The following is a 23,994-nucleotide window of genomic DNA, read 5'->3' on the forward strand; positions in this document are numbered from 1 at the left end:
GGGATAAGCGCTGAAAGCATCTAAGCGCGAAGCCCCCCTCAAGATGAGATTTCCCAGTATGTAAGACCCCTTGTAGACGACGAGGTTGATAGGTTCGAGGTGGAAGTGCGGTAACGTATGCAGCTGACGAATACTAATCGGTCGAGGGCTTAACCTAATCCCAACCAAGTGAAGATAAGCTTTGTAGCGAATTCCGAATACTTGATTGGGGCCCAGAAAATCCTAAGTAATTCTTTCCTTTACGTGAAGTTTCGTATCTAGTTTTCAAGGCGCAAACAAACGCTTTGACTGTTTGGTGATGATGGCGGAGGGGACCCACGCGTTCCCATCTCGAACACGACCGTTAAGCCCTCCAGCGTCGATGGTACTTGAACCGCAGGGTTCTGGGAGAGTAGAACGTTGCCAAGCAGTAACCCACTTGTGGGTATTTTTTTTGTCACGGGGCCATAGCTCAGCTGGGAGAGCGCCTGCCTTGCAAGCAGGAGGTCAGCGGTTCGATCCCGCTTGGCTCCATCATTGTTCCCTGATAGCTCAGTTGGTAGAGCACTCGACTGTTAATCGAGTTGTCACAGGTTCGAGTCCTGTTCGGGGAGCCATTCTTTTCTAGGCCCGTTGGTCAAGTGGTTAAGACACCTCCCTTTCACGGAGGTAACAGGGGTTCGAGTCCCCTACGGGTCACCACATTTTCTTTATCCCATGGAGGCTTAGCTCAGCTGGGAGAGCATCTGCCTTACAAGCAGAGGGTCGGCGGTTCGATCCCGTCAGCCTCCACCATTTATATAGATGTATACGGAGCTGTGGTGTAGTGGCCTAACATGCCTGCCTGTCACGCAGGAGACCGCGGGTTCGAATCCCGTCAGCTCCGCCATTTTATTGATTGGTAGAAACAGAATACGGCGCTATAGCCAAGTGGTAAGGCAGAGCTCTGCAAAAGCTTTACCCCCAGTTCGAATCTGGGTAGCGCCTTTATATACAAGCCGGAGTGGCGGAATCGGCAGACGCACAGGACTTAAAATCCTGCGGTAGGTGACTACCGTACCAGTTCAAGTCTGGTCTTCGGCATTTTTAACAACATAGATGCGCCCTTAGCTCAGCTGGATAGAGTATTTGACTACGAATCAAAAGGTCGGGAGTTCGAATCTCTCAGGGCGCGCCACTTTGCTTAAACAAACTACGCGGGCGTAGTTTAATGGTAGAACTTCAGCCTTCCAAGCTGATCGCGCGGGTTCGATTCCCGCCGCCCGCTTTAATAAAAAGATCACCTTAGGGTGGTCTTTTTTATTTAAGCTAGAAGCGATCCCAATCCGATCCATGCAGATTTGGGTTCTTTGAACCAAGTTGTATCCATGGCAATCTCTCCCTCGATTACAAAGATACCGTTCGGTATCATTGTGGTTTATTGGGTGTTACATTTTAATACCTTGATTTCATTTGTTATACTAATAATTAGTATTTTACGCGTGTAACGGAGGGTTATCAGGCAAAAAGGCGAAAGAACTCGAAAACATATCATTGCTCAGGCTACTGAGCTTTTTAACTAGAAAGGGTATGCAGGTTCATCCTTGTCTGATATTACGGAGCTAACAGGCATTAAGAAGGACGGAATCTATCGCCATTTTGCCAGCAGTGTAGTGGGTGGGAAAATTAAAGACGCCATCAGTGAGCAAGGGACTGCCTTTGGCAAGTTGGTAGCATATTTGCATGTGTATGAAAATGTGGTTGAAACACCGTCCTTTATCGGAGGTTGCCCCCTCCTTAACTTAGCTACTGAGAGCGATGATAGTCATCCTATCCTGCGCGAACGAGCTCAGCGGGGCTGAAGGGTACGTTGCACAACATGTAAGAGATTATTTCCGAAGGTGTACAAAATGGCGAATTAAAAGGTTAGAAGATGAAGGGGGAGGAAGGTATGGTGCGGCAGAGATATAGTAATTTAGATCCAAATGCGAAGACGAAAACTTGGAAAGAAGTACGCCGCTGGCAAAAGGAGCGGAAGGGTAAAGTCAAAGATCTGAGTTTCCGCATTGGCCAAGCAGAGCAGAAGCAGCAGGAAATGCTGAAGAATAATCAGCGTGAAGTCACGATCACTTGGATCGGGCATGCCACCTTTTTGCTGCAGGTAGCGGGTTTGACGATTGTTACCGACCCCGTCTGGGCCACTCGAATGGGCTTTACCCAGAGGCTTGAAGCGCCAGGGCTTACTATAGAAGAGATCCCGCCAGTTGATGTTATTTTGTTATCCCATGCGCATTATGATCACTTGCATGTAGGTTCGTTGAAAAAGCTGAGAGGTACGCCCTACGTGCTTGTGCCCGAAGGACTTGGCTCCAAGGTGCGGAAGCTGGGGTTCAGCACCGTTTATGAATTGCCATGGTGGGGGAGTCAGACCATCGGCCAGTTAGAGTTTCATTTTGTTCCTGCGCAACATTGGACAAGGCGTACGTTAACCGATACGAATACCTCGCTATGGGGAGGTTGGATGATTAAGCGGACTGCAGCGTCTTTACCAGTAGGTGAGCAGGATCCTCATTCGATATACTTTGCTGGTGATAGCGGGTATTTTGAAGGGTTCCGAGAAATCGGGGCGAGATTTCCGAGCATTCACTACGCATTGATGCCGATTGGCGCCTATGAGCCGGAATGGTTCATGGGGATGCAGCACGTTTCCCCCGAGGAAGCGGTGCAGGCATTTCTCGATGTCGGCGCGAAGCAGTTTATTCCGATGCATTATGGAGCATTCCGACTGGCCGATGATACGCCGAAGGAGGCGTTGGATCGGTTGCTGGCTGATTGGCAGCGGAGGGGGCTTGATCGAAGCATGCTACACTTGTTAAAACACGGAGAAACCTTGGTGGCGGAGCGAACTGAGGGATAGGATGTGAAGTAGAGGTGCGTGATTTCAAGGATGAGAGTCCTGAGATCAAGCACCTCTATGCGTTAGGCGGCATGTTGTATGACAAGACTGACGGAACGTTTTTCATTTAAGTTGCATGTCCTCCGAGGGGGAACTATATTGTTTTATAATATTTGCGAATGACAAAAATGGAAAAATGTCATTTGATATTTGTCATTCGTGTATTTATTATAAAGGTAATAGGTTAGGCGGCGGTCAAAACGGCTGGTTCATTCAACTCAATGAAAAGGCGGGACTAGGAAATGGAACGTAAATTAGGAGCTGTCGCTTCGAGTGAATGGCGGTTTTGTTTAAAATGATGAAGAATGAGTTGCCATTATCGAAGGATGAGATTTTGGATGCAGCCGAGCAGGTGCTTCGGCGTTATGGACCGGACAAAACGTCCGTCGTGGACATTGCCAAGGTGCTGCAAGTGAGTCATGGGACGTTGTATCGGCATTTTGAAAGTAAAGCAGCGCTACGGGAAGCCGTGACATCGCGTTGGTTGCATATGAGCATCGCAGTTCCTTTGGAGGCTATTGCGAGTGAGACTGGAGGTAGCGCCGCTGACCGTTTGCGATTGTGGTTAGAGACGCTGATTCAAATCAAGTGGAAATTCGCTGCCCAGGATACTGAAATGTTCACGATGTATGCCAATGTTACGATCATTGAAGTTGAAATGATTAGCACGCATGTATATCGTTTGATAGGACAGCTTACAAAGATCCTCGAACAGGGTATGGCGAGCAAAGAATTGAAACAGGGTGATTCGGAATCGATTGCTAGAGCTATCTTCTTGGCTACCTCGCGCTTTCACCATCCTTCGCATGCTGGGGAATGGGGAATGGGGAGCATGGATGAGGACTTCGAGAGTGTCTGGCAGTTGTTGCTTGGAGGGTTAACATGATCAAACCAAAGAGATTACAGTCTGGATCCCGAATAGCCATTATTTCACCTTCCAGTGGACTGCCTTATTTGTTCCCGGATATTTATGAGCTAGGCCTGAAGCATCTTCGAGAGGTCTTCGGTCTAGAAGTTGTTGAAATGCCATCGGCAAGGATGTCACCAGACGAGCTGTATAATAACCCGCAGCTACGTGCGCAGGATATTAATCATTGTTTTGAAAATGAAGAAATAGCCGGGATCATCACTTCAATTGGTGGATATGAGTCGGTGAGGATACTACCTTTTTTGGATAAGGAAGTTATTGTTAATAACCCTAAATTTATCATGGGATTTTCGGATGCGACGACATTCTTAACGTACTTAAATATTTTGGGATTGGTAACATTCTATGGGCCATCTGTTATGGCGGGATTCGCACAGTTAAGAAATCTTCCTGAAGCCTATGCGGATCATCTCAAAGCGATATGGTTTGAAGAGCAATTCCCATATCGCTATGTGCCATATCCAATATGGACGAATGGCTATAAAGACTGGAGCGATCTTGAGAGAAGCCCTCACCCATGCAAGTGGGCTATATGCTGCGGAATTATGGCATGCAGGGCATCTTTTCACGTGTTAAAGGCGTCATATTGGGTAGAGCGAAGGATTACAGCATGGCTGAGAATCAGGAGCTTAGAGAGATTCTAGTGAATATTATTGCAAAGGAGTTTGGAGCGGGTCATGTGCCGATTGTTGTTGATTTTGACTTTGGGCATACGGATCCGAAATTGATTCTGCCTCTCGGCGGGAGAGTAGAGTTAAACCCGAGTACGAATGAGGTTATTTTGTTGGAGAGTTCTTTTGAATAATGCTGAATTAAAATAACATCCAATTTATATTATCCCAGCGAATTCCATATCAGTACTAACTTTACCTAGTACCTTAATGTTAAAATGAGATCATTCAATCAGAAAGCTCTACGAGTCTTTTGGTTCGAATTTCAAAAAGTATGTTGAAATAGGCGTTGCGAAATTAGGTTGATGGGAGAGATCGCGATGGATTTGAAGAAAATTAACTCTTTAACCAAATATCCAAGCATTCTGACATACCATGAATTGGGAGAAAGAGGAAGATTGAATAAAGAATTGTCCGAAGCAAGTGGGTTTTCAGATTCTGATGATATATTTGTGTATGAAAAAGTTGATGGCGAGAATTCAAGGATTATCCTGTTGAAAAATACTAGCAATGAGATTGATTATCTAATCGGATCAAGAGAAGAATTATTGTTTGCAAAGGGAGATAGAATTGGGAACCCTTATGGTAATATTGCTGAATTCCTCAAGCCCTTGGCAGATAGAATAAGCACAGATAACTATCTAGGTGGTGATTGGGCTCTGTTAGTCATATTCCAGGAATCTTACGGAGGAAAAACTAAAGCAGCTAAAAATTACACTGAAACCAAATCTCAAGGATATCGAGTATTTGACATGTTCTCTTTAAATAAAGATGAGCTAGATAATCTTCTTTCTTTACCACAAGAAAAAATTGCCGAGTGGCGCGATCATGGTAATCAACCTTTTTATGACGAAACGGGAAAGATGAGATTTGTTGAAAATTTGGGATTAGAGATTGCTCCATTATTAGATACAGTTAAGGGCGTAGATTTTCCCACTTCACTTGAACATACATTTTCATTTTTAAAGTTATTTGAGAGCACAAAAGTAGGGATGGATGCTTCTGGAAAGTCAGAAGGAGTTATCGTTCGCAATTCAGATCGTAAGTTGATAAGAAAAATTCGTTTCGAAGATTATGAAAGAACCTTTAGAAATTAAATTAGTTAGGTAGAATCAATTATTCATCCTATCAACATGAGAGGGTAGCAGATAAACATGAGCGAAACGGTAAGTTTAAGTCTTGGAGGTTCGTACGTTGTGGCACCAGACAACCCCAGAAAGACTAAGAATCGAGGTAGAAAATGTATGATTCTTTCTTTCGAGCTTAACAACGAGGAATTAGACATTAGAGTTATCTATCTCGATACGAGTAGAGAAGTATTGCTAAAGTTCAGTGATTTGAAGCCGATTACAGAGTAAGCAGGGACCAGGGATACTGCAACGTGCGTGATGGAACGGATGGGATAGGGAGGGGCGGCCGGCCGATGAGAATACAGTGGTTTCTTTTTATACTAACCTTGATCATCATTTTGGTATGTGTAGGGTGTGCTCAGGGCGAAATGGCTTTAAAGCCTAAGCTGACTGTTAAACAATTGGAAGAATTCTACCCCGGCGACATTTCAAATGTGGATCATATTGAGATTAGAAGCGGTTCGACGGGAGCGCTCAAGATCGTTAAGGATAAACAATTGGCTCAAGATTGGATCGCTAAAGTCCGTTATGTGAAGCTCACGCCAGACGCTAATCAAGAAGGTAGAGTAGGTTATTTATTCTATGTGGATCTGTTTGAAGGCCAGGAAAAGAAGCTCCGATTCCTCCCTAACGAGATTGCTGGGAATTATTATGTTTACTCGGAGGAATTGGCGAAGGAAATTAGCGAGCTGTTTCAAGTGTCGCAGTGACTTTGAACCCCTTTCGTATATTGCATGCTCAGATGGTGGAATACTGATCTGAAAGGGGGGATTCTATGATGGTTGACTGGGTTTGGAAAGCCATCTTCATTATTACCGCTGGTTCGTTGCTCCTCCGACTAACGGGTCGCACGTCAATCGGGAAATTAACGATTATTGACGTACTTCTAATGCTGATTATGGGTCCGTTGTTAATTCGACCTGTTGAGAATGAGAACATATGGACGACCTTCGGCACTGCGATTATTCTCATACTAATAGTACGAATGATTAGAACTTTGCTGAAACGCTATGCTTCTTTTCGCGCTTTATGGATCGGCAAACCCATACCAATTATCGTGAACGGAAAGTTGGAGCACGGTGCAATGGCATCGCAGAACCTTACCGACGAAGGGCTTGACGCTCAGTTGCGTACCGCTGGAATCCACGATCGCAATGATGTTGAATATGCAACTATGGAGGTCAACGGTGAGCTGAGCATTAAGCTAAAGCCGCATAAAGTTCCTGCGACGAAACAGGATATAGAACAGTTAATGCAGCTAATTGAGTCCCGACTTCCCGCTAAAGTAAAGCATGATTAAGACAACGGATGAATAAAGCCAGAGCCCCTATCAGGACTCTGGCTTTATTTATTAGACCCGTCCATCACCCCCAAATAAGGTGTGAGACTGGTCTTTCTCATATTTCATTCTTCCTGTGGCCGCTTCCCCCCAAATGCTAGCTTCAGCAGAGGCGGTGTCACTAACGTAGTCAAGATAACCACGATCAATAATGGCGTAAAATAGGATGAATCCAACAGACCAGAGTCCAGTCCGATTGCCGCAATGATGAGCGCAACCTCCCCGCGAGAAACCATACCTGAGCCGATCCCGAATGAGGATCTCCAGTTGAAACCTGTGAGTTTCGCACCAAGACCTCCACCAACCATTTTGGTTAAGATCGATAGGACTGTCAGAACAACGATTAACCACAGATGTTGGGTAACGCCTTCAAATGAGACAGATAAACCGATGCTAACGAAGAAGATCGGCACGAATATGGCATAGGCAATAGGTTCCAGACGCTCTTCTACGGTATGTTTATATTTCGTTTCTGATACGGCGATGCCAGCAGCGAATGCGCCGATCATCCCCGCAACCCCTAAATACTCGGCGAGATAGGCGAACAAAAAGCAAATGATCAATGCCGCGCTGATCACGGCTTCGGTCGCACGAAGCGGTGCTAACAATCGCATGATCCAAGGGACGACTTTCCAACCCAATATGAGAATGCCCCCGAAGAATAGTGCCTTCTTGAGCAAGACCGCAGTAAGTGAGACATCAGCTCCACCAGTTATGCTTAGCAGGACGGCAAGCAGAACCACAACCAGCACATCGTCGATGACCGCGGCACCTAGCATTGTCGTGCCTTCCCGACTATTCAGTTGGTTTAAGTCTTTCAGCACCTGGACCGAAATACTGACGGATGTTGCGCTTAGCAATAATCCAAGGAACATGGCCTGCGTTGTAGTGAATCCAATACTTATTCCAGTCAAATAGCCGCCAGCAAATGGGAAAAGCACGCCGCCGAATGCGACCGCGAAGGAGGAAGTGAGATTACGGCGCAATTCCTGCAGATCCGTTTCTAGTCCTGCAATAAACATGAGCAATAGCACGCCAATTTCGCTAAGCTCATCAATCATTTCACCGCTTTTCATCCAGCCTAACACGGCGGGTCCCAAAATAATTCCCACGATGAGCTTGCCTAAAACGGCTGGCTGTCCGAGTCGAACGCTCAAGTCAGAAGCCAGCTTAGTCGCTAATAATATGATCAGTAATTCGAGATATAAGGTCATTTGATAGCTCCTGTCCTGCAACATCCTTATATAGGGTCTTTTTCCTATTTTGCCCTACTCCGGAAATACTACACACACTAATTCTTGAATTGAAATTAAGTTGTCTTATCTTTACACCATCTTTATCTGAGTATGTTACAACACCAAGTGAAGCTTTTTATTAAAAAAAATTGCGTTAAGCATATACTAAGTTACCTCTCGTATTTGTCATAAACAGTGGTGTAGGAGGCCTTATGCAAAAAACGACCATTCTTATCGTAGAAGACGAAGAAATTTTACGTGAAATTAGTAAAGATTATTTGCTGAATGAAGGGTATCAGGTATTAGAAGCTGCGGATGGGAAAGAGGCGTTATCTTTATTTGAAAAGCATGATGTTCAATTAATTATTTTGGATATCATGCTTCCAGAGCTAGATGGTTGGTCCGTCTGTAGGCGAATACGGAAGTCATCGAATGTTCCCATTATCATGCTGACAGCAAGAGTCGATGAGGACGATACGTTACTGGGATTTGAGTTAGGCGCTGATGATTATGTGACCAAGCCATACAGTCCACCTGTCTTATTAGCTAGAGCCAAACGGTTGATTGAAAGTAGGAATCGAGAGGATCGACAAACCAATGCCTCGATGCCTTCTAATAAGGACACCATCACCTTAAAAGGAATTAGCATTCATATCCCGTCCAGGACGTTAACTGTTGATGGTGAACCTGTCTACCTGACCTATACAGAGTTCCAAATTTTAGCTTACTTCATGCAAAATAACGGGATTGTCATTACCAGAGAACAGCTTATTCTGAAAATTTGGGGTTATGAATATGAAGGGGATGACCGTACCGTGAATACGCATATTCGAAATTTACGAAGTAAGCTGGGTGATAAAGCTAAGTTGATCACAACCATTGTTAGGACAGGTTATAAGTTCGAGGGGAAAGTATGAGGGTCAGTATTGTTATCAAATTATTTGCGTTGACGACTTCGTTATGTCTTTTCATCCTAGCGACGATCTATGTAGGACAAACGATATTTTTCAAGCAATATTACGAGAACAGAAAAGTAAATGAACTTCAAACGAATATCCAATCATTTAAGAATGAGTATGTGACTAGTACAGGGAATTTACTGGCTATTCAGAAGCTAGAGCAAGATTTCTATCGACAAAATAATACATGGATTACAACCTTAGATAGTCAGGGGAACTTGAAAAATGCGAATGATTTTTATGTAGAGGTGAAAATCGATTCACCTAAAACCAACAATGCGTATCTTGGCAAAACGATCACAGTACCTTTGTATCAGATGATTAATATCAATGAGGTATTAAATAAAACTTCAAGCCAAACGATCGCTATGTTAGTTCCAAAAGCTCGAGTCATTGTAGCGGAGTATAAAAAGGATGCCGTATTCATTCCCTATCGTTTGCAAGTTGAAAAAAGTAATTTCGTTTGGATTAATGAGAAAATAGCGAAAATGCTCGATGATCTCACGTTAGATATTAAATATTCGAAGAAAGAAAAAGTCGACTTCCCTGGCATGACACTTAACGGCGTGGTTACTAAAGTTCAATTCCCAAGCGGGAATGAATCCTCCAGCTTCATCTATACGAACAGTTTATTTATGGACAGAATCAAAGATTTCCAAGCGAACCTGTTGTTTAATGAGTTGAACAACAATGTGGATAGCCCGCAAATTCTTGATTTCACACAGAATGACGTTAAGTATAAGATTTTTATTGAGCCAATTAAAGATCAGGCTGGCATAACTAGTTATATCTTCTCGATGGCCTCCTTACAGCCCGTCGATGAAGCCGTTCAAATGCTCAAAGATTATTATGTGTACATGATTGCTTTAGTTGTATGCCTGATTATTCTAGCTGCCTTGTACTATTCGAGAAAGATTGCCCGACCTTTATTGAAAATGAATCAAACCACGAAGCGAATAGCGCAATTAGATTTTTCGGAAACGATTATGATTCGATCCAACGATGAAATTGGCGAATTATCACGCAATATCAATTCACTTTCCCTAACGCTTCATTCCTATATCGGACAGCTCCAGAAGGACATTGAGAAAGAAAAACAATTGGAACGTACAAGGAAAGAATTTATCTCAGGTGTATCCCATGAGTTAAAGACGCCGCTGAGTATTATGAAGAGCTGCATTTCAATCCTTCAAGATGGCGTAGCCGTGCAGAAGACAGATCACTATTTCGAGGCCATGAATAAAGAAGTTGATAAGATGAATGTCTTGATCGTGGATATGCTGGAGCTTGCGAAGTTCGAGTCTGGTACGTATAAAATGGAGATGGATGCGTTCTGCATCGACAGGCTAATCGAGGAAATCTGTGAGAAATTATCGATGGCCTTTAGCAGTAAACGACTTCAAGTGCATATGGAGCTTCTCTCCATTGAAGTTATGGCGAATCAGAACCGCATTGAACAAGTGATTACCAATTTTCTGACCAATGCGATTCGTTATTCGCCGGAAGATGAACATATTTATGTGATGGTACGTGAAGAGCGGGAGATCGTTAAGGTCAGTATAGAAAATAAAGGAGCGCATATCCCCGAGGATCAGTTGGCGAAAGTGTGGGATCGTTTCTACCGCGGTGATACGGCTCGCCACCGTTCACAAGGCGGAACAGGCTTAGGCCTGGCCATCTCTAAGAACATCTTGGAGTTACATGGTGCTGAGTATGGCGCGGCGAATACAGAAGACGGGGTTTTGTTTTACTTCTATTTGAATAAAGCTTGAGCAGCCACTTTTCTTGACGTGAGTTTCTACGTCTTGAATGGTGGCTTTTTTCTTCATCTGATCTTTATCTCAATTTCGTTTTATGTTTATCTCCCTCTTATAAAATAACTCTATGAAATGAAAGTTTCAGCCAGATAGAGTATGCATCTTGAGAGGAGATCCCACCTATGAAAAAGAATGGAATTCTTGCCCTAACTGCCATTAGCGCACTTATTTCTGGCTTTATTGTATACAACGTACAGGCGAGCAGCCTGTTTAAGGATGATGAAACTGCACATTCTGCTATTCAAGTACATTCCCCAGTAGAATCGGCTACTAGTAACTCTAGCTCTATGAATAAAGAAAACCGACTTTTAGAAGGAAAAACGATCGTGCTTGATGCTGGGCATGGTGGCAAAGATGTAGGTGCAACAGGACAATCAGGCATCCATGAGAAAGATCTGACACTTCAAACGGCATTCAATATCCAGCAGGAATTAGCTGAAAAAACGGGCGCAAATATCGTTTTGACCCGTGAAAAGGATGAGTTTTTGACGCTTGCGGAGCGAGTGGAGATCGCCAAGAAGAACGCGGCTGACTTATTTATTAGTATCCATTTTGATGCATTTACAAGTAATGATGTAGCTGGCATAACGACGTATTACAACAAACTAGCAGATCGGAAATTAGCAACTCTGATCCATGAAGAGATATTCAAACAAAACATAGATACCAGAGATCGCGGCGTGGCACAAGGAGATTATCGTGTACTCCGAGACAATCAAAGCCCATCTCTTTTACTTGAGCTAGGCTATATATCCAATCGAGAAGATGAACAGCGAATGCAAACACCAGATTTTCAAAACAAGGCAGCTACTGCAATTACAAAAGGCATTATTTCCTATTTATCTTAAGAAACGAGGCGATCTGAATGAGAAAAACAATCATCCCTATCATCGTTGCCTCCATGACACTCGCAGGTACAGTTAGTTCGAATGTACCTGCTTATGCAGATGGAAGGCAGAGCAGCGTCAACGCCCAAGTAGGGACCGTTGCCTGATCAAGAAGGGCAATTACTGACATTCACTGTTACTATGCACAACAAGGCTAGTCATGAAATAAGTTTCAACGATGTTTGGATTCGTGTGAAGGAAAGCTCAGGCAAATCCTATCCCGTTAAACTGAACCCGCAAGATCTGAACAAGAAGCGGATCCAGCCAAATTCGAGTCAAGATCTAAGCTTTTATACAACGATAAATGATGCAACGAAACTTCATGAACTTATCTTTCAATTTTATAAATGGGATTTCAGTCAGACGAATTATGAACGAAATATAGGCGAATTAACGATTCCAGAAGGTTACACCACTACGGTGCCGGCTGGTGAAAGCCAACTCATTCGCATGAATGATGTCAGCATCAAAGCGCAAATAGCCAAAGTCGAAACGTATTCGAATGGGCGGTATCTCTTACCGACTGTCTATGTCAACTTGGAGAATGACGGGGTCTATCAAGTCACTGTGCCTGGGTTCACCTTTGCCATCCGCACATCGGATGGACGAATCCATCCACTAGAGGCCGAAGATTTGAAAGACATGACCATCAGCCCAAATGATGCCAAAGAACTGCAACTCTCTGGATCCATTCCTGTCTCTGTAGATACAGATAACTGGCAGCTTGTTGTGACTAGCATGGTTTCGGAGCTAAAACGGCCTATGCCCGTTGCAACATTCCAATTACCACCCGAGACCATACAGGAAGGCAAGACAATAGGCCATGAATATACATTTTCCAACGATGATGGGACATATACGACCCAGCTAAATGATCTACAACGCTTGCCTTTGAACGATCAAGATATGCTCTCTGCTAATTTGACCATCAGTAATCAAGGCGATCAATCACTGCCAATTCCGGAGTTAACAGGATATTTCCTCTTGGATGGCGGCGTGAAAGTCGGAGCAGAAATGATTCGAATGGCCAAGACGATAGGAATTGGTTCGGGCGATCGTGTAGATGTCCAATTGGTTGGGAAAATTCCTTATACGTATGCATTCTCCGATTTGCAACTTGTCTTACAGCAGAAGGAAAGCGACGCCAAGTTGCAAGATTTGCTAACTTTTTCAGATTTGAAAGAACAACAGACGATGCCATACATACGTGAATTCGAAACAAATACGATTCATGACCCAGGACGCCGAACACGATACACCATTTATCGTACAGCGGGATTTACAGGGAGTTCGTCCGATCTATTTACGGCACAAATTCGTGTGGAAAATCTAGAGAAACGCTTCTCCAACCTTCCGAAGTTAGTTGCTTATTTTCGCTCGAAGGACGGCTCTATTTTCCCAGCGACACTGGATGAAATAACTCAGAAGATTAGCCCATCTGGTCAAGCGCAGCTTAATGCTTGGACCCGTTTACCGAAAGATTACGCGACTTCGGATTTGCAGCTTGTGTTAGGTGAAGCGATCCCAACCACTTCTGATAATGATGCAGAGATGATGTATGTGAAGCCAGCGGCTTATTGGTTGCCAGCAGATACGAACGAGGTTAAAACGACGCTGAAAGATCTTTCCCTCTATCCCTATCACATATCGCTCAGTCATATTAATGCCTCGATGTCTAGTGTCACACCGGCGGGAATCAATCTCACATTAAAGTTTAATTACGAAATAACGAAAGATCTGACTGCTGAAACCAATCTAGATGGTCATAAACTGATTCTGGCTTTTGAAGATAAGGCAGGGGGAAATTCGTTCGAACGGGCTTATGACATGAAGGAATTCGAACATATACCGACGGATGACGATCAGGCAGGTCTACAGCGCCTCTTACTTGGCGAACACGAAGGTTTTCGTATTGATATTACGAAGAAAGAATTCAGCTACCAAAGTAAGTATACCTTGCAAATTTACGATGAATACCAAGGGCATCGAAGACTGCTAGGAAGCCAAGTGATCGACTGGTTCACGACGACAGATTAATAAGAAATTGGAAAAATCCCTTCTCATGAGGGATTTTTTTGCGGGGATACTACGGGGTAAATCAAGGTTGTAACGGATGGGAGTTGATTCTTAGCATGAAGCGAACGATTGCGATTGTTTCTACATTGATTCTAGCAAGTGGATGCTTCCACAAATCTGCAACGCCTAACGTGATTCCAATTGAAACGAACCATCATTTACCTCATGTCCAGTCAACAGATATCCCAACACCTAAACCACTCGTCATTTCTTCTCTTGAAAAGGAGCCCGTAAAGCCGCGCATAACGAAGGTTACGCTGGGGGCCATCGGTGATGTACTTATTCACGATAAGATTTTTTGGGACGCCGAGCAAAAAGACGGCACTTATCAATTTAAGCCTATGTTTGAAAAAGTGAAACGTTCCCTAGAGCGTCCTGACATCCTAGTAGCCAACCAAGAAACTATGATCGGAGGGAAGGCGTTGAGGCTCTCCAGTTATCCTTCGTTCAACAGCCCGCATGAAGTTGGAGATGCACTGAAAGATGCAGGGGTGGACATTGTCACGATTGCTAATAACCATGCACTGGACAGAGGAGAGAAGGTTATTCAAAGCGCTCTCAACTATTGGGATATCCTTGGTATTCCTTATACAGGCACGTTTAAAACGCAAAATGACAGAGACCTTATAAGAACGATGACGAAGAACGAAATTAAGTTTTCGTTCTTGAGCTATACCTATGGTACCAATGGCATCTCTACGCCAAAAGGAAAACCCTTTCTCATCAACAGAATCGATGAAAATCAAATCCGTCAGGATGTGGAACAAGCCAAACACATAGCTGATGTTGTTGTAGTTGCTCTACATTGGGGGAAGGAATATCAACGGTTTCCAGACCGCGATCAAACTGTTCTTGCGCAAAAGCTCGCGGATATGGGTGTTCATATTGTCATAGGCAATCACCCGCATGTCCTACAGCCGCCAGCTTGGGTATACGGTAAAAATGGACATCGAACCTTCGTTCTATACTCGCTTGGAAATTTCATTTCCGCTCAAATTGACCTATATAAACAAATTGGCGGAATGGCCACGATTGAGGTTACGAAAACGAAAAGCAATGACCAATCCACAATTGCCTTACAAAGCCCCAGCTTTTTACCTACGTTTACAAACAGCCACAAGGGACATCAATTCAGAATCTTGCCATTGGAGAACCTATCAAACAATGAGCTGCCTCATGCTGCCGCGCAATATGAGAAGTTAATCAAACATATGCGAACCTATATGCAAGAGCTCCAGATCCTTTCATCATCTAAACGGTAAACTTCATTTCATCTTTATTTTGACTTGTCTTTTTCTTGATTTCGCTAGGATATGCTCTTCGTAGGTTCTTCAAGAGAGAAATAAGTTTTAAGAAGGTGCTTACAAGAATGAAGATGCAACAGTTATTACGAAAACAACATGTCGTTGCGATTGGCTTTCTTGCGCCAAGCCTAATTGGGTTTGCTATTTTTTATTTAATCCCATTTGCTATAGGTGTCGTTTACTCCTTTATGGATCGTTCGGTTGATGGTTCGTTCGTAGGCCTAGCCAATTATCAAGAGTTGTTAGCTAGCGATTCTTTCCGCAAGGCATCAGCGAACACCTTCTTGTTTACAGGTATCAGTGTGCCGCTATTGATCGTTGTTTCTCTACTTCTTGCTTTGTTCTTGAATCAGAATGTGTTTATACGCAAATGGCTCAGAACTGCTTATGTTCTGCCGCTTGTTGTGCCTGTGGCCTCGATCGTTATGGTTTGGCAGATTCTATTCGATTGGAATGGTGCATTAAACGGCTGGCTATATCATTTGGGTCAAGGCCGTGTGGACTGGATGAATTCAGCGTGGGCGAGAGGGGGCATTTCCGCTGCGTACCTTTGGAAAAATGTTGGCTATAACATCATTTTATTTCTAGCTGGCCTGCAAAGTATTCCAACCGATTATTACGAAACAGCTGATTTGGAGGGGGCTGGACCCTTCCGTAAACTAACTTCGATTACGTTAATCTATTTAATTCCAACCTTGTTTTTTGTTGTTCTCATGTCGATTATCAACTCTTTCAAGATTTTCCGGGAGACGTATTTAATCGCAGGAGATTATCCGCATGACAGTATTTATATGCTTCAGCATTATATGAACAATATGTTTTACTCTCTTGATGTTCAAAAGCTAACTGCGGCAGCAACATTAATGGTTGTTGTGATCTGTGTTCTTGTCCTTGGGATGATGACGCTAGAGCGCAAATTCAGACAATTCATGGAGTGATTATGACGAAATCAGCTTTTATTCAAAAATGCATCGTATCCGTTATGTTACTGGTCATTTCAGTCTGTATGATTTTCCCCGTTATATTCACATTTACGAACTCGTTGATGACGGAGAATGAAATCGGTACCAACTATGATTTGATTGGGCAGATGGTGGAGAAGACGGCAGGTAGTAAAGAGCTATTTATAACATTAAAACTCATTCCCGATTGGGTGTCCTTTGCGCAGTACGGGAAGATTCTGTTTGAAACGCCAACGTATCTGAACATGTTCTGGAATTCGGTGTTCCTGGTTGTGCCGATGATTATTGGACAAGTTATTGTGGGCTCATTGGCTGCTTATGCCTTAGCTAAACTCCGCTTTCGAGGCCGCGATTCCTTATTCCTTGCCTATGTCATGGTTATGCTGATGCCATTTCAAGTTACCTTGGTGCCTAACTATATCATTGCTGATCGGCTTGGCCTGTTGAATAGTGCTAGTGCGATTGTTTTACCTGGCATTTTTGCTGTGTTCGGCGTCTTCATGCTCAGACAGTTTATGTTGTCGATACCGTACTCCTATGTTGAAGCAGCCATTATGGATGGCGCTGGGCATCTTATGATATTTCGGCGTATTATCGTGCCATTAATTAAGCCGGGTCTGGCCGCACTTGTCGTACTGCTCTTTGTGGATTATTGGAATATGGTCGAGCAACCTCTGATCTTCTTGGAAGATGCATATAAACAGCCGTTATCGCTTTATTTATCTCGTATTCAAGAGGAAGCACGAGGTATTGGTTTCGCAGCATCCGTGCTGTATATGTCTCCGATGTTACTTCTATTTCTATATGCAGAGCGTTACTTTATTGAGGGTGTTCAGATGTCGGGGATCAAAGGCTAGTGTAACGATTACTTCTAGGAAAGGGGGATTACTTTGAAAACCCAAATCTCTGATCAGGCTGGAACTGGCTTACATCCAAAATTGAAAGGGGCTTCAATCCTATTTATTGCGGTATTACTTATTCTTACCCTTTATAGCAATACCATTCTCACCTTGCATTTACCTAAGGTCGTGGCAGAAGAGGGGAAATCGCAACCACTCGTTCAACAGTACAGCGGCAGTGGTGATCTGCAGCCGATTAGCAAAGTGGAACTTTCCAACAAGTCCGGATGGACAATTAAAGATGTTCTGGTGAAGGCAGGGGACCATGTGGAGAAAGGGCAGGTTCTCGTGACTTACGAGAGTAAGGAAGCATCGCGTCGTATTCTAGATGAGGAGGCTTCCATATCCCGACAGAAATTAATGATGGAAGGCATGCAAGAACGCTACATCGAAGCTGTCCAAAGCGGGGATGACCTCAAGATTCGCGCTGCCAAACGAGACTTGGACGTCGCTCAACTAGATAAAAGCGTGCAGGAGCGAAAAATAAAAGAGTTGAAGGATGACTTCGCGAGCCTAAGTCAAATTGCAGCACCATTCGAAGGCGTCATCTCACACCTATCTGCTGTGAAGGGACTTGTTTCTGGAGCCGCCGGGGCTGATATATCGATATCGAATGCGAGTTTAGGGTATCAGTTAGTTCTACAAATGCCATCAGCGATCTCAGACAAGTTGGAGCTTGGCAGCAAACAGGATATGGCTGTCAAAATCAATGGGGAAAGAAAAACATTGGAAAGTGTCATTTCTGGCATTGAAGACGCTGATGAGAAAATGAAAAAAGTAAGTTTAACTGTGAAAACTGCCGAATTACAAGGCGGCGAGCAAGCTAGCGTGGAATTCCGTATAAGTTCTGCTGCCGGCGAAGGCTTGCTTCTACCTAAAAAAGCTGTATATGGTGAGAGTACGAACAAATATATGTATGTTTTGGAAGAGACGAAGAGTCCACTGGGTAACACCTATCATGTACGCAAAGTGTTCATTGAGGTAGGAGAGGCCACTGAAGATGCAGTGATAGTCCGAAAAGGTGCGTACCCTGGACTGATGATTATCACAGATAGTAGTGAAGCGCTCACAGATGGTAGTCGAGTAAGAAAGAATTAATATATTGAACTTAATCTAAGGAGTGAAATAAAGATGAAGAAATGGTTTCTTATTCTCATGAGTTTAGTCGTGATGTTCAGTTTGACAGCGTGCAATGAAAGTACCTCGGTCAACCAAAGCGAGCCGACGAGCAGCAGTAATAGCGAAAGTACTGCAAACCCGAGTAGTCCTGCTAACAGCCCTGCCGGAAAAGCAATGACAATCGCAGATGAAAACAAAGACAGCAAGAAGACGATTGTTGTCTCCGTCCTTGCGGTCAATGATTTCTACAAGCAGGCAAAGCAGAAATATGAAGCAGCGCACCCTAACACCACAATAGAATTTAAACCATTCGCAACAGGCGGAGGAGCTATGAGTCCTGCCGAGGCTGAAAGATACGTAAAAACGACTACGACACAAATATTGTCAGGTAAAGGGGCTGATTTGTTCGCCTTGGACACCATTGACTTGCCAATCGATAAATACGTGAGCAAGAAAGCATTCGTTAATTTGGACGAACTAATGAAGCAGGATAGCACCTTTGACCCGAGCCTTTACTATACGAACATTTTCGAAAGTTCAAAATGAATGACGGACTCTATGTTCTGCCAACACGTTTCTTCTTGAGTCTGTTGTTCGGTGACGCAGTTGGAATTGAAAAAGCCGGTGTCGCCATAGATGATAAGAATTGGACATGGAGTCAGTTTGCGGAGACAAGTAAACAGCTAGCTGCCAAAGGAGTTCACGCCAGTTCTCTGGCTGCGCCTCCCGTGCAGATGCTTAACTCCCTAGTATCCGACAATTATGCCCAATTGGTGGATGGAGAAAAGGCGAATTTCGAATCCACAGTCTTTACCGATTTACTAAATCGTGTGAAGAGTTTGTTCGATGAGAAAATCATTGCATCCGAAAATCCAGGTCCTAAAGGCAGCACTTTCTATCAATCGGAGATATATAGCCCCAAAGACTTCGTGGCTCGTCTCGGGCTTTACTATACAAACGGAAAGATTTATCAAAAACCGCATGCTGCAGGACAGAAATCAGGAGTTGCATATGGCGGGCTTGGTAAAATTGCCATGAATTCGAATTCAACAGTTAAAGGAACGGCATGGGATTTTATGAAGTTTCTAATGTCTGAAGAGATGCAATCCATGCCTGGGCCGCAAGAGAATGGCAATGGCTTCTCGGTGAACAAGAAGATTACTGAGAAACAGCTAGCAAATTTAGCAACTGAAGTGTCAAACGGAAAAGGAACGATTACGGTTATGAAGGGCGGTGCCGTCCAAGTAACAGAGAAGGATATTCAGTCCCTTAAGACTATGGTGTCTGAAGCGAGTCTCCCTATTACGCTCTTTAACAAGGTTCAAACGATCATCGCTGAGGAGTCGAAAGCTTACTTCACCGGGCAGAAGTCTGCTGAAGCTGTTGCAAAGCTGATTCAGAATCGTGTGACGACTTATTTAAATGAATAATTGAGTTGTAGACCCCAGATCCCTCTTTGGGGTCTATTTCATTTTCAGGGGAAGTAGGAATCTCAGACCCAGGGAAACAAGAATTTGAAGGGGCTGTTTTTAATTCTAGTGTGAAATGGGCATAATATCCAGAAAAGGGTTCATTTATTTACTTCGTAGGAAGTGAGTCGCCAATGACGAATTGTCATCTGAAAGTTTGACACTTTTGTGTAATGAAGCGCTATATGGACAACTATTGGTTGTTTGATTTGGATTAACTTTGACAAAGTATGTTATCATGAGATTACATTATTTAATAAGCGAAAAGGTAACATATACTTGGAGGTAATTACCATTAATACCGATACCCTGAATGATGCAATGACGATGTTGAAAGAAACGAGCCGAACCTTTTATATACCGATTAGCAACTTGGACTTCGGATTAAAAGAGGCTGTAACATCTGCCTATTTATGTATGCGGGCCATCGATGAAATCGAGGATCATGAGGAACTCGCAGACCCATTGAAAATAGAGCTTTTATCTGGGGTGTATGAAGCGTTCCAAACCTCAGAAATTATCGAATCCATTCAGAACCTGCTAGCGCCTCATAAGGAGGTTTTACCTGAAGTCTCGATGCGACTGGATGAATGGCTGGCGCTCTGTCCACCCTCTGCAATGCCAATCATTGAGCAGTATATTGCTAAAATGTCATTGGAAATGTCCGAATGGGTCCAAAACGGTTGGAATATCCAAACGGAAGAGGATTTGGACCGATATACGTACAGCGTAGCTGGTATGGTTGGTGAGATGCTGTCCGAGCTTTGGTTGTGGCATGATGGAACACAATCCGATCGTGATAAGGCGATTGCCTTTGGAAGAGGACTGCAAGCGGTGAATATTCTCCGTAATAAATTGGAGGATGCGAAGCGCGGCGTGAACTTTTTCCCGGATGGCTGGGGATTTAAAGAAATGCAGCAGTACACTCGTCGCAATTTGCAACTGGCAGATAGCTATATCGCAGACCTGAAGCAGGGTCCAGCGTTGAAATTCTGCAAGGTTCCATTAGCTCTAGCGCATGCTACGGTAAATCTTATAGCTGCTGGCGGCAACAAATTGACACGAGATGCGGTTTTGAAAATTGTGAGTAAAGTGACGTAAGAATGAGATTTACATAGGGAAGAAGCCCGCAGCGGTTTGTGTGGGCTTCTTTTTTTGTTTAGGTAGAAGAGAAATGGTGAAAGTGTTGGATGAGAGTTTACACTATATACCAATAACATATATATGCAGTACAATTTATTAGATATTATTAAATTCAGGGCGGCACTTTGTGTGGGATACAATTTAAGTATTACAAGGGCACACAAACACTCCCTGATGGACAGGTTCTTACAATGAGAAGTATTGGGATGGCGGTTTGGATGTATGAAGGACACGAAGTGGTGTTTCGATATTCTAATGGTTTGATCTCATTGCCATATCCTCCATACGGGGATGAGCAGGAAGAATTCTAAAGGGCACCCTACGGGTGCCTCTTATATCTTAGTTATGATAAACGTACCACTCACAACGCCCTCTCAATCACCTTCCTATAATGCTGAACAGACAGCACCCCAAACACGGAGTAAAGCACGGTGTACAGCACCATAACGATCATCATCGGCGTCCACAGCGACGTTCCGAAGAAGAACCACCCTGACCGGATGGCGAAATAACTGTGAACCAGCCCGACCACTAAGGGAATCCCGAAATTAAATAGTTGTTTAATCTTAATTCCTTTTAATAAATCGCTCTGGGTGAAACCAAGCTTTCGTAGAATGGTATACGATGACTGCTCATCTTCGCTTTCATCCATCTGCTTGAAGTAAAGAATGCAGCCAGAAGTGATGAGGAAGGTTAAGCCTAAGAAGCCAACGATGAACATCAATAATCCGATTCTATTTTTATTATCATTGACCATAGTGAGATAAGATTCATTAATATGATTTTCATCAAAATCTATCGAATGAAAAATCCCGTTAGCCTCCTCCAATTGCTTCTCATCTAGGATATCAACGCCAATATAGAGGGATGATTTTTTCTGAATCATAGGATCCATATCTTGCTTTAATCGCTGAAAAACAGAATCGTCCACGACAACTACGGGCTGGTTGCTTCTTGTGAAATACCATGAAATGTAGGAGCGCGTCTCAATGCTAATATTCGTTTGGGGAATGACGGAGTGCTGTGCATGCAGCTGGATTTGGCCGTTATTTTGGAAATAGAAAAACTGGGTCATCGCGTCAGTCACTCCGGTAAGAAGTGTTTGGTCTGCCTTCAAATCAATGGATTGCGCAGCTTTATCGCTAATAACAGCCATGGGTGTAAGGCTCGAATCCCTAACCATAAAAAGCTCGCTTTTCGAATTCATAGCTTGACTATGGTCGACGTTGGTTTGAATAACATCAATCGTTGTTTCACGATGCCCGATGCCGCTTGCATCTAAAGCTGCCTGCAACCGCTCAGCGTCTTGTAGATTCGTCATCGCAAAGTGAGCGGGCACGTTCATCTTGGCTGTTTTCTCCGCAGAGTAATAGGCGATATAGCTTAACGATAGCAAGCCAATCGCAAGTGCGGATACGGTCGTAATCACGGTCAAAAGCAAGGCATTGGATTTCATTCGATACATGATGGAGGCTAGGGACAGGACTTCGTGAACGTTCAGGAAGCCGTTTTTCTTCGTTCTAACGATGTTAAGAATCAAGCGAACGGATCCTTTATAGAAAAGATAAGTTCCCACGATGACAGATCCGAGAATGAAGATCATACTGCCGAATAACGCAGCAGCAGTCGTAATCTCACCAGCAAACAGCCATGAGGATACATAGTAGCCGATCATTATCAAGGAAAGCCCAACGAGTCCCATGATGATTTCCAAGGTAGACATTTTCTTCACTTTAGCTTCTGCCTCGGTTGAGGCACGAAATAGCGAAAGAATGGTCTGTCTTTTAATAAACATCGAATTGACCAGCAGGATAAATAAGTAGACGGCACTGAAAACAACAATGGTTTGGATGAACGCCTGTACCGAAAAATGTAGTGTGGCCGTAGATTTAACCCCTGTAATTTGAAAGAGAACCATCAGGATCAGTTTGGACACGGAGAATCCAATAAACGTCCCAATGACTAACGAACCGAAGTAAAGGATACAATTTTCGGTACTAAGGATGCGAAAGATTCGTCCCTTCGTCATGCCGATTAACTGCAATAAGCCGATTTCTTTACTGCGTCTTTTCACGAAAATATTATTCGCATATAAATTGAAGATCGCGATAATGGCAAGGAGTAAAATGGATGCCGACCGCATCGATGCGGCTCCTTTAATCGTCCCTTTCGCCGCGTCTAAAGCGGGATCGTACTGCAAAGTGACGAAAGAAAAATAGAGTGCAACGCTAAACATTAAGGCGAACACATACAAGTAGTAGTGCTTAATATTAGCCTTCAGGTTTTGGAGGATGAGCTGATTAATACTCATATTGCACACCACCAAGAACGCCTTGCGTCTTCATAATGTCTTGAAAGAAGGCTTGTCTCGTTTCTTGCCCTTTGTAGATTTGGGAATAAATCTGTCCATCTTTGATGAAAATGACCCTGCTGCTGTAGCTAGCGGCAACTGAGTCATGCGTGACCATCACAATGCTGGCTTGCCTGCTTTGATTCATTGCGCTCAGCTTGTTCAGCATATCGGAAGCCGATTTGGAATCTAGTGCACCTGTTGGTTCATCGGCGAAAATAATATCAGGATCATGAATAAACGCCCGAGCAGCGGAAGTTCGCTGTTTTTGCCCACCGGATATTTCGTTCGGATACTTATCCTTAACCTCATAGATTCCGAGCTCTGTCGCAATGTCATGAAACCTCTGATTGGCTTCTTGCTTGGACATCTTCGTAATCGATAGCGGTAGCAGGATATTTTCTTTCACAGTTAGCGTATCTAGCAAATTATAATCCTGAAAAATAAAGCCGAGATGATGCTTCCGGAATTCAGCTAATTGCTTTTCCTTCATGCTCGTCGTTTCTGCCTGGTTAATCTGAATAGAACCATGACTCACCTTGTCGATGGAGGAAAGCACGTTGAGCAGCGTTGTTTTTCCAGAGCCGGAAGGACCCATGATGCTAACGAATTCCCCTTTTTCGATCGAGATGTCGAGGCCTCGAAGTACCTCCTGTTTGTTATGTTTATTGCCAAAGCTTTTATGAATTTTAACGGCTTGTAAGATCGACATGAACCACACACTCCTTTACACGATAGCTTTATTATAAAAAGCTGGACCGCATTTATCCTTCGATTGGACGAACAAAACTA

Annotated in this window: 23 protein-coding genes, 9 tRNA genes and 2 rRNA genes; 31 read left to right on the forward strand and 3 right to left on the reverse strand. The window is 43.6% G+C overall.

The features are described from left to right. The 19 genes from AC58PQ_RS17130 to AC58PQ_RS17220 form a co-directional block, all read left to right on the forward strand. Positions 1 to 157, forward strand: a 23S ribosomal RNA gene (locus tag AC58PQ_RS17130); the annotation flags it as partial. 134 nt (positions 158 to 291) lie between these two features. Further along, positions 292 to 408: ribosomal RNA gene (gene rrf, locus AC58PQ_RS17135) — 5S ribosomal RNA — on the forward strand. A gap of 32 nt (positions 409 to 440) precedes the next feature. Next, positions 441 to 513 (forward strand) — tRNA-Ala (locus AC58PQ_RS17140). 7 nt (positions 514 to 520) lie between these two features. Beyond that, a tRNA-Asn gene (locus AC58PQ_RS17145) sits at positions 521 to 596 on the forward strand. Between the two features lie 10 nt (positions 597 to 606). After that, positions 607 to 681 (forward strand) — tRNA-Glu (locus tag AC58PQ_RS17150). Positions 682 to 698: 17 nt separating this feature from the next. Beyond that, a tRNA-Val gene (locus AC58PQ_RS17155) sits at positions 699 to 774 on the forward strand. 17 nt (positions 775 to 791) lie between these two features. Then, positions 792 to 868 (forward strand) — tRNA-Asp (locus AC58PQ_RS17160). A 27-nt stretch (positions 869 to 895) separates the two neighbouring features. After that, positions 896 to 966, forward strand: a tRNA-Cys gene (locus AC58PQ_RS17165). A 10-nt stretch (positions 967 to 976) separates the two neighbouring features. Continuing rightward, positions 977 to 1,062, forward strand: a tRNA-Leu gene (locus AC58PQ_RS17170). A 17-nt stretch (positions 1,063 to 1,079) separates the two neighbouring features. Further along, positions 1,080 to 1,156 (forward strand) — tRNA-Arg (locus AC58PQ_RS17175). Positions 1,157 to 1,175: 19 nt separating this feature from the next. Continuing rightward, positions 1,176 to 1,246: transfer RNA gene (locus AC58PQ_RS17180), tRNA-Gly, on the forward strand. Between the two features lie 316 nt (positions 1,247 to 1,562). Then, complete coding sequence (locus AC58PQ_RS17185; protein ID WP_497243535.1) at positions 1,563 to 1,820, forward strand: TetR family transcriptional regulator C-terminal domain-containing protein; 258 nt, start codon at positions 1,563 to 1,565, stop codon at positions 1,818 to 1,820. Positions 1,821 to 1,909: 89 nt separating this feature from the next. After that, complete coding sequence (locus AC58PQ_RS17190; RefSeq protein ID WP_497243537.1) at positions 1,910 to 2,875, forward strand: MBL fold metallo-hydrolase; 966 nt, start codon at positions 1,910 to 1,912, stop codon at positions 2,873 to 2,875. 334 nt (positions 2,876 to 3,209) lie between these two features. Continuing rightward, positions 3,210 to 3,800, forward strand: coding sequence for a TetR/AcrR family transcriptional regulator (locus tag AC58PQ_RS17195; protein ID WP_497243539.1), 591 nt, complete (start codon positions 3,210 to 3,212; stop codon positions 3,798 to 3,800). After that, a complete protein-coding gene (locus tag AC58PQ_RS17200) occupies positions 3,797 to 4,486 on the forward strand; it encodes an LD-carboxypeptidase (protein ID WP_497243541.1) in 690 nt (229 codons plus the stop codon). The genes AC58PQ_RS17195 and AC58PQ_RS17200 overlap by 4 nt, the downstream gene beginning before the upstream one ends. Next, positions 4,393 to 4,647 (forward strand): hypothetical protein, encoded by a 255-nt coding sequence (locus AC58PQ_RS17205; protein WP_497243543.1) that lies wholly within the window; start codon positions 4,393 to 4,395, stop codon positions 4,645 to 4,647. The genes AC58PQ_RS17200 and AC58PQ_RS17205 overlap by 94 nt, the downstream gene beginning before the upstream one ends. Positions 4,648 to 4,833: 186 nt before the next feature. After that, entirely contained in the window at positions 4,834 to 5,610 is a 777-nt protein-coding gene (locus tag AC58PQ_RS17210; RefSeq protein ID WP_497243545.1) for an RNA ligase family protein, read from the forward strand. Between the two features lie 326 nt (positions 5,611 to 5,936). Further along, positions 5,937 to 6,353 (forward strand): hypothetical protein, encoded by a 417-nt coding sequence (locus AC58PQ_RS17215; RefSeq protein WP_497243547.1) that lies wholly within the window; start codon positions 5,937 to 5,939, stop codon positions 6,351 to 6,353. Positions 6,354 to 6,418: 65 nt separating this feature from the next. Next, positions 6,419 to 6,943, forward strand: coding sequence for a DUF421 domain-containing protein (locus AC58PQ_RS17220; RefSeq protein WP_497243549.1), 525 nt, complete (start codon positions 6,419 to 6,421; stop codon positions 6,941 to 6,943). 104 nt (positions 6,944 to 7,047) lie between these two features. On the opposite strand, the gene AC58PQ_RS17225 is transcribed toward AC58PQ_RS17220, so the two are convergent. Next, positions 7,048 to 8,196: a cation:proton antiporter gene (locus AC58PQ_RS17225; protein WP_497243551.1), complete on the reverse strand. Its 1,149-nt coding sequence runs from the start codon at positions 8,194 to 8,196 to the stop codon at positions 7,048 to 7,050. 233 nt (positions 8,197 to 8,429) lie between these two features. On the opposite strand from AC58PQ_RS17225, the gene AC58PQ_RS17230 reads away from it, so the two are divergent. The 12 genes from AC58PQ_RS17230 to AC58PQ_RS17285 all read left to right on the forward strand — a co-directional run bounded on the left by AC58PQ_RS17230 (position 8,430) and on the right by AC58PQ_RS17285 (position 20,810). Beyond that, the gene (locus AC58PQ_RS17230) at positions 8,430 to 9,134 is read left to right on the forward strand and encodes a response regulator transcription factor (protein WP_497243553.1); all 705 of its coding nucleotides are present in this window, start codon (positions 8,430 to 8,432) and stop codon (positions 9,132 to 9,134) included. Next, a complete protein-coding gene (locus tag AC58PQ_RS17235) occupies positions 9,131 to 10,948 on the forward strand; it encodes a sensor histidine kinase (RefSeq protein WP_497243555.1) in 1,818 nt (605 codons plus the stop codon). The genes AC58PQ_RS17230 and AC58PQ_RS17235 overlap by 4 nt, the downstream gene beginning before the upstream one ends. 167 nt (positions 10,949 to 11,115) lie before the next feature. Further along, positions 11,116 to 11,841 (forward strand): N-acetylmuramoyl-L-alanine amidase family protein, encoded by a 726-nt coding sequence (locus AC58PQ_RS17240; protein WP_497243557.1) that lies wholly within the window; start codon positions 11,116 to 11,118, stop codon positions 11,839 to 11,841. A gap of 17 nt (positions 11,842 to 11,858) precedes the next feature. Continuing rightward, positions 11,859 to 11,987 carry a hypothetical protein gene (locus tag AC58PQ_RS17245; protein WP_497243559.1) on the forward strand — a complete coding sequence of 43 codons (129 nt, stop codon included), beginning with the start codon at positions 11,859 to 11,861 and terminating at the stop codon, positions 11,985 to 11,987. Next, a complete protein-coding gene (locus tag AC58PQ_RS17250) occupies positions 11,980 to 13,917 on the forward strand; it encodes a hypothetical protein (protein WP_497243561.1) in 1,938 nt (645 codons plus the stop codon). Before AC58PQ_RS17245 ends, AC58PQ_RS17250 begins: the two co-directional genes overlap by 8 nt. Before the next feature lie 95 nt (positions 13,918 to 14,012). After that, positions 14,013 to 15,218, forward strand: coding sequence for a CapA family protein (locus tag AC58PQ_RS17255; protein WP_497243563.1), 1,206 nt, complete (start codon positions 14,013 to 14,015; stop codon positions 15,216 to 15,218). A gap of 107 nt (positions 15,219 to 15,325) precedes the next feature. Next, positions 15,326 to 16,198 (forward strand): carbohydrate ABC transporter permease, encoded by an 873-nt coding sequence (locus AC58PQ_RS17260; protein WP_497243565.1) that lies wholly within the window; start codon positions 15,326 to 15,328, stop codon positions 16,196 to 16,198. Positions 16,199 to 16,200: 2 nt separating this feature from the next. After that, positions 16,201 to 17,079 (forward strand): carbohydrate ABC transporter permease, encoded by an 879-nt coding sequence (locus AC58PQ_RS17265; protein WP_497243567.1) that lies wholly within the window; start codon positions 16,201 to 16,203, stop codon positions 17,077 to 17,079. Positions 17,080 to 17,112: 33 nt separating this feature from the next. Further along, the gene (locus AC58PQ_RS17270) at positions 17,113 to 18,219 is read left to right on the forward strand and encodes an efflux RND transporter periplasmic adaptor subunit (protein WP_497243569.1); all 1,107 of its coding nucleotides are present in this window, start codon (positions 17,113 to 17,115) and stop codon (positions 18,217 to 18,219) included. A 33-nt stretch (positions 18,220 to 18,252) separates the two neighbouring features. Then, positions 18,253 to 18,786: a hypothetical protein gene (locus AC58PQ_RS17275; protein WP_497243571.1), complete on the forward strand. Its 534-nt coding sequence runs from the start codon at positions 18,253 to 18,255 to the stop codon at positions 18,784 to 18,786. After that, complete coding sequence (locus AC58PQ_RS17280) at positions 18,783 to 19,670, forward strand: extracellular solute-binding protein (RefSeq protein ID WP_497243573.1); 888 nt, start codon at positions 18,783 to 18,785, stop codon at positions 19,668 to 19,670. Before AC58PQ_RS17275 ends, AC58PQ_RS17280 begins: the two co-directional genes overlap by 4 nt. A gap of 318 nt (positions 19,671 to 19,988) precedes the next feature. Then, the gene (locus AC58PQ_RS17285; RefSeq protein ID WP_497243575.1) at positions 19,989 to 20,810 is read left to right on the forward strand and encodes a squalene/phytoene synthase family protein; all 822 of its coding nucleotides are present in this window, start codon (positions 19,989 to 19,991) and stop codon (positions 20,808 to 20,810) included. A gap of 403 nt (positions 20,811 to 21,213) precedes the next feature. Here AC58PQ_RS17285 and AC58PQ_RS17290 read toward each other — a convergent pair whose 3' ends face one another. Together AC58PQ_RS17290 and AC58PQ_RS17295 are read right to left on the reverse strand one after the other, a co-directional pair. After that, positions 21,214 to 23,163, reverse strand: coding sequence for an FtsX-like permease family protein (locus tag AC58PQ_RS17290; RefSeq protein ID WP_497243577.1), 1,950 nt, complete (start codon positions 23,161 to 23,163; stop codon positions 21,214 to 21,216). Beyond that, the gene (locus AC58PQ_RS17295; protein ID WP_497243579.1) at positions 23,153 to 23,914 is read right to left on the reverse strand and encodes an ABC transporter ATP-binding protein; all 762 of its coding nucleotides are present in this window, start codon (positions 23,912 to 23,914) and stop codon (positions 23,153 to 23,155) included. Before AC58PQ_RS17295 ends, AC58PQ_RS17290 begins: the two co-directional genes overlap by 11 nt. Positions 23,915 to 23,994 lie beyond the last annotated feature (80 nt).

Source organism: Paenibacillus sp. J22P143 (assembly GCF_059692035.1).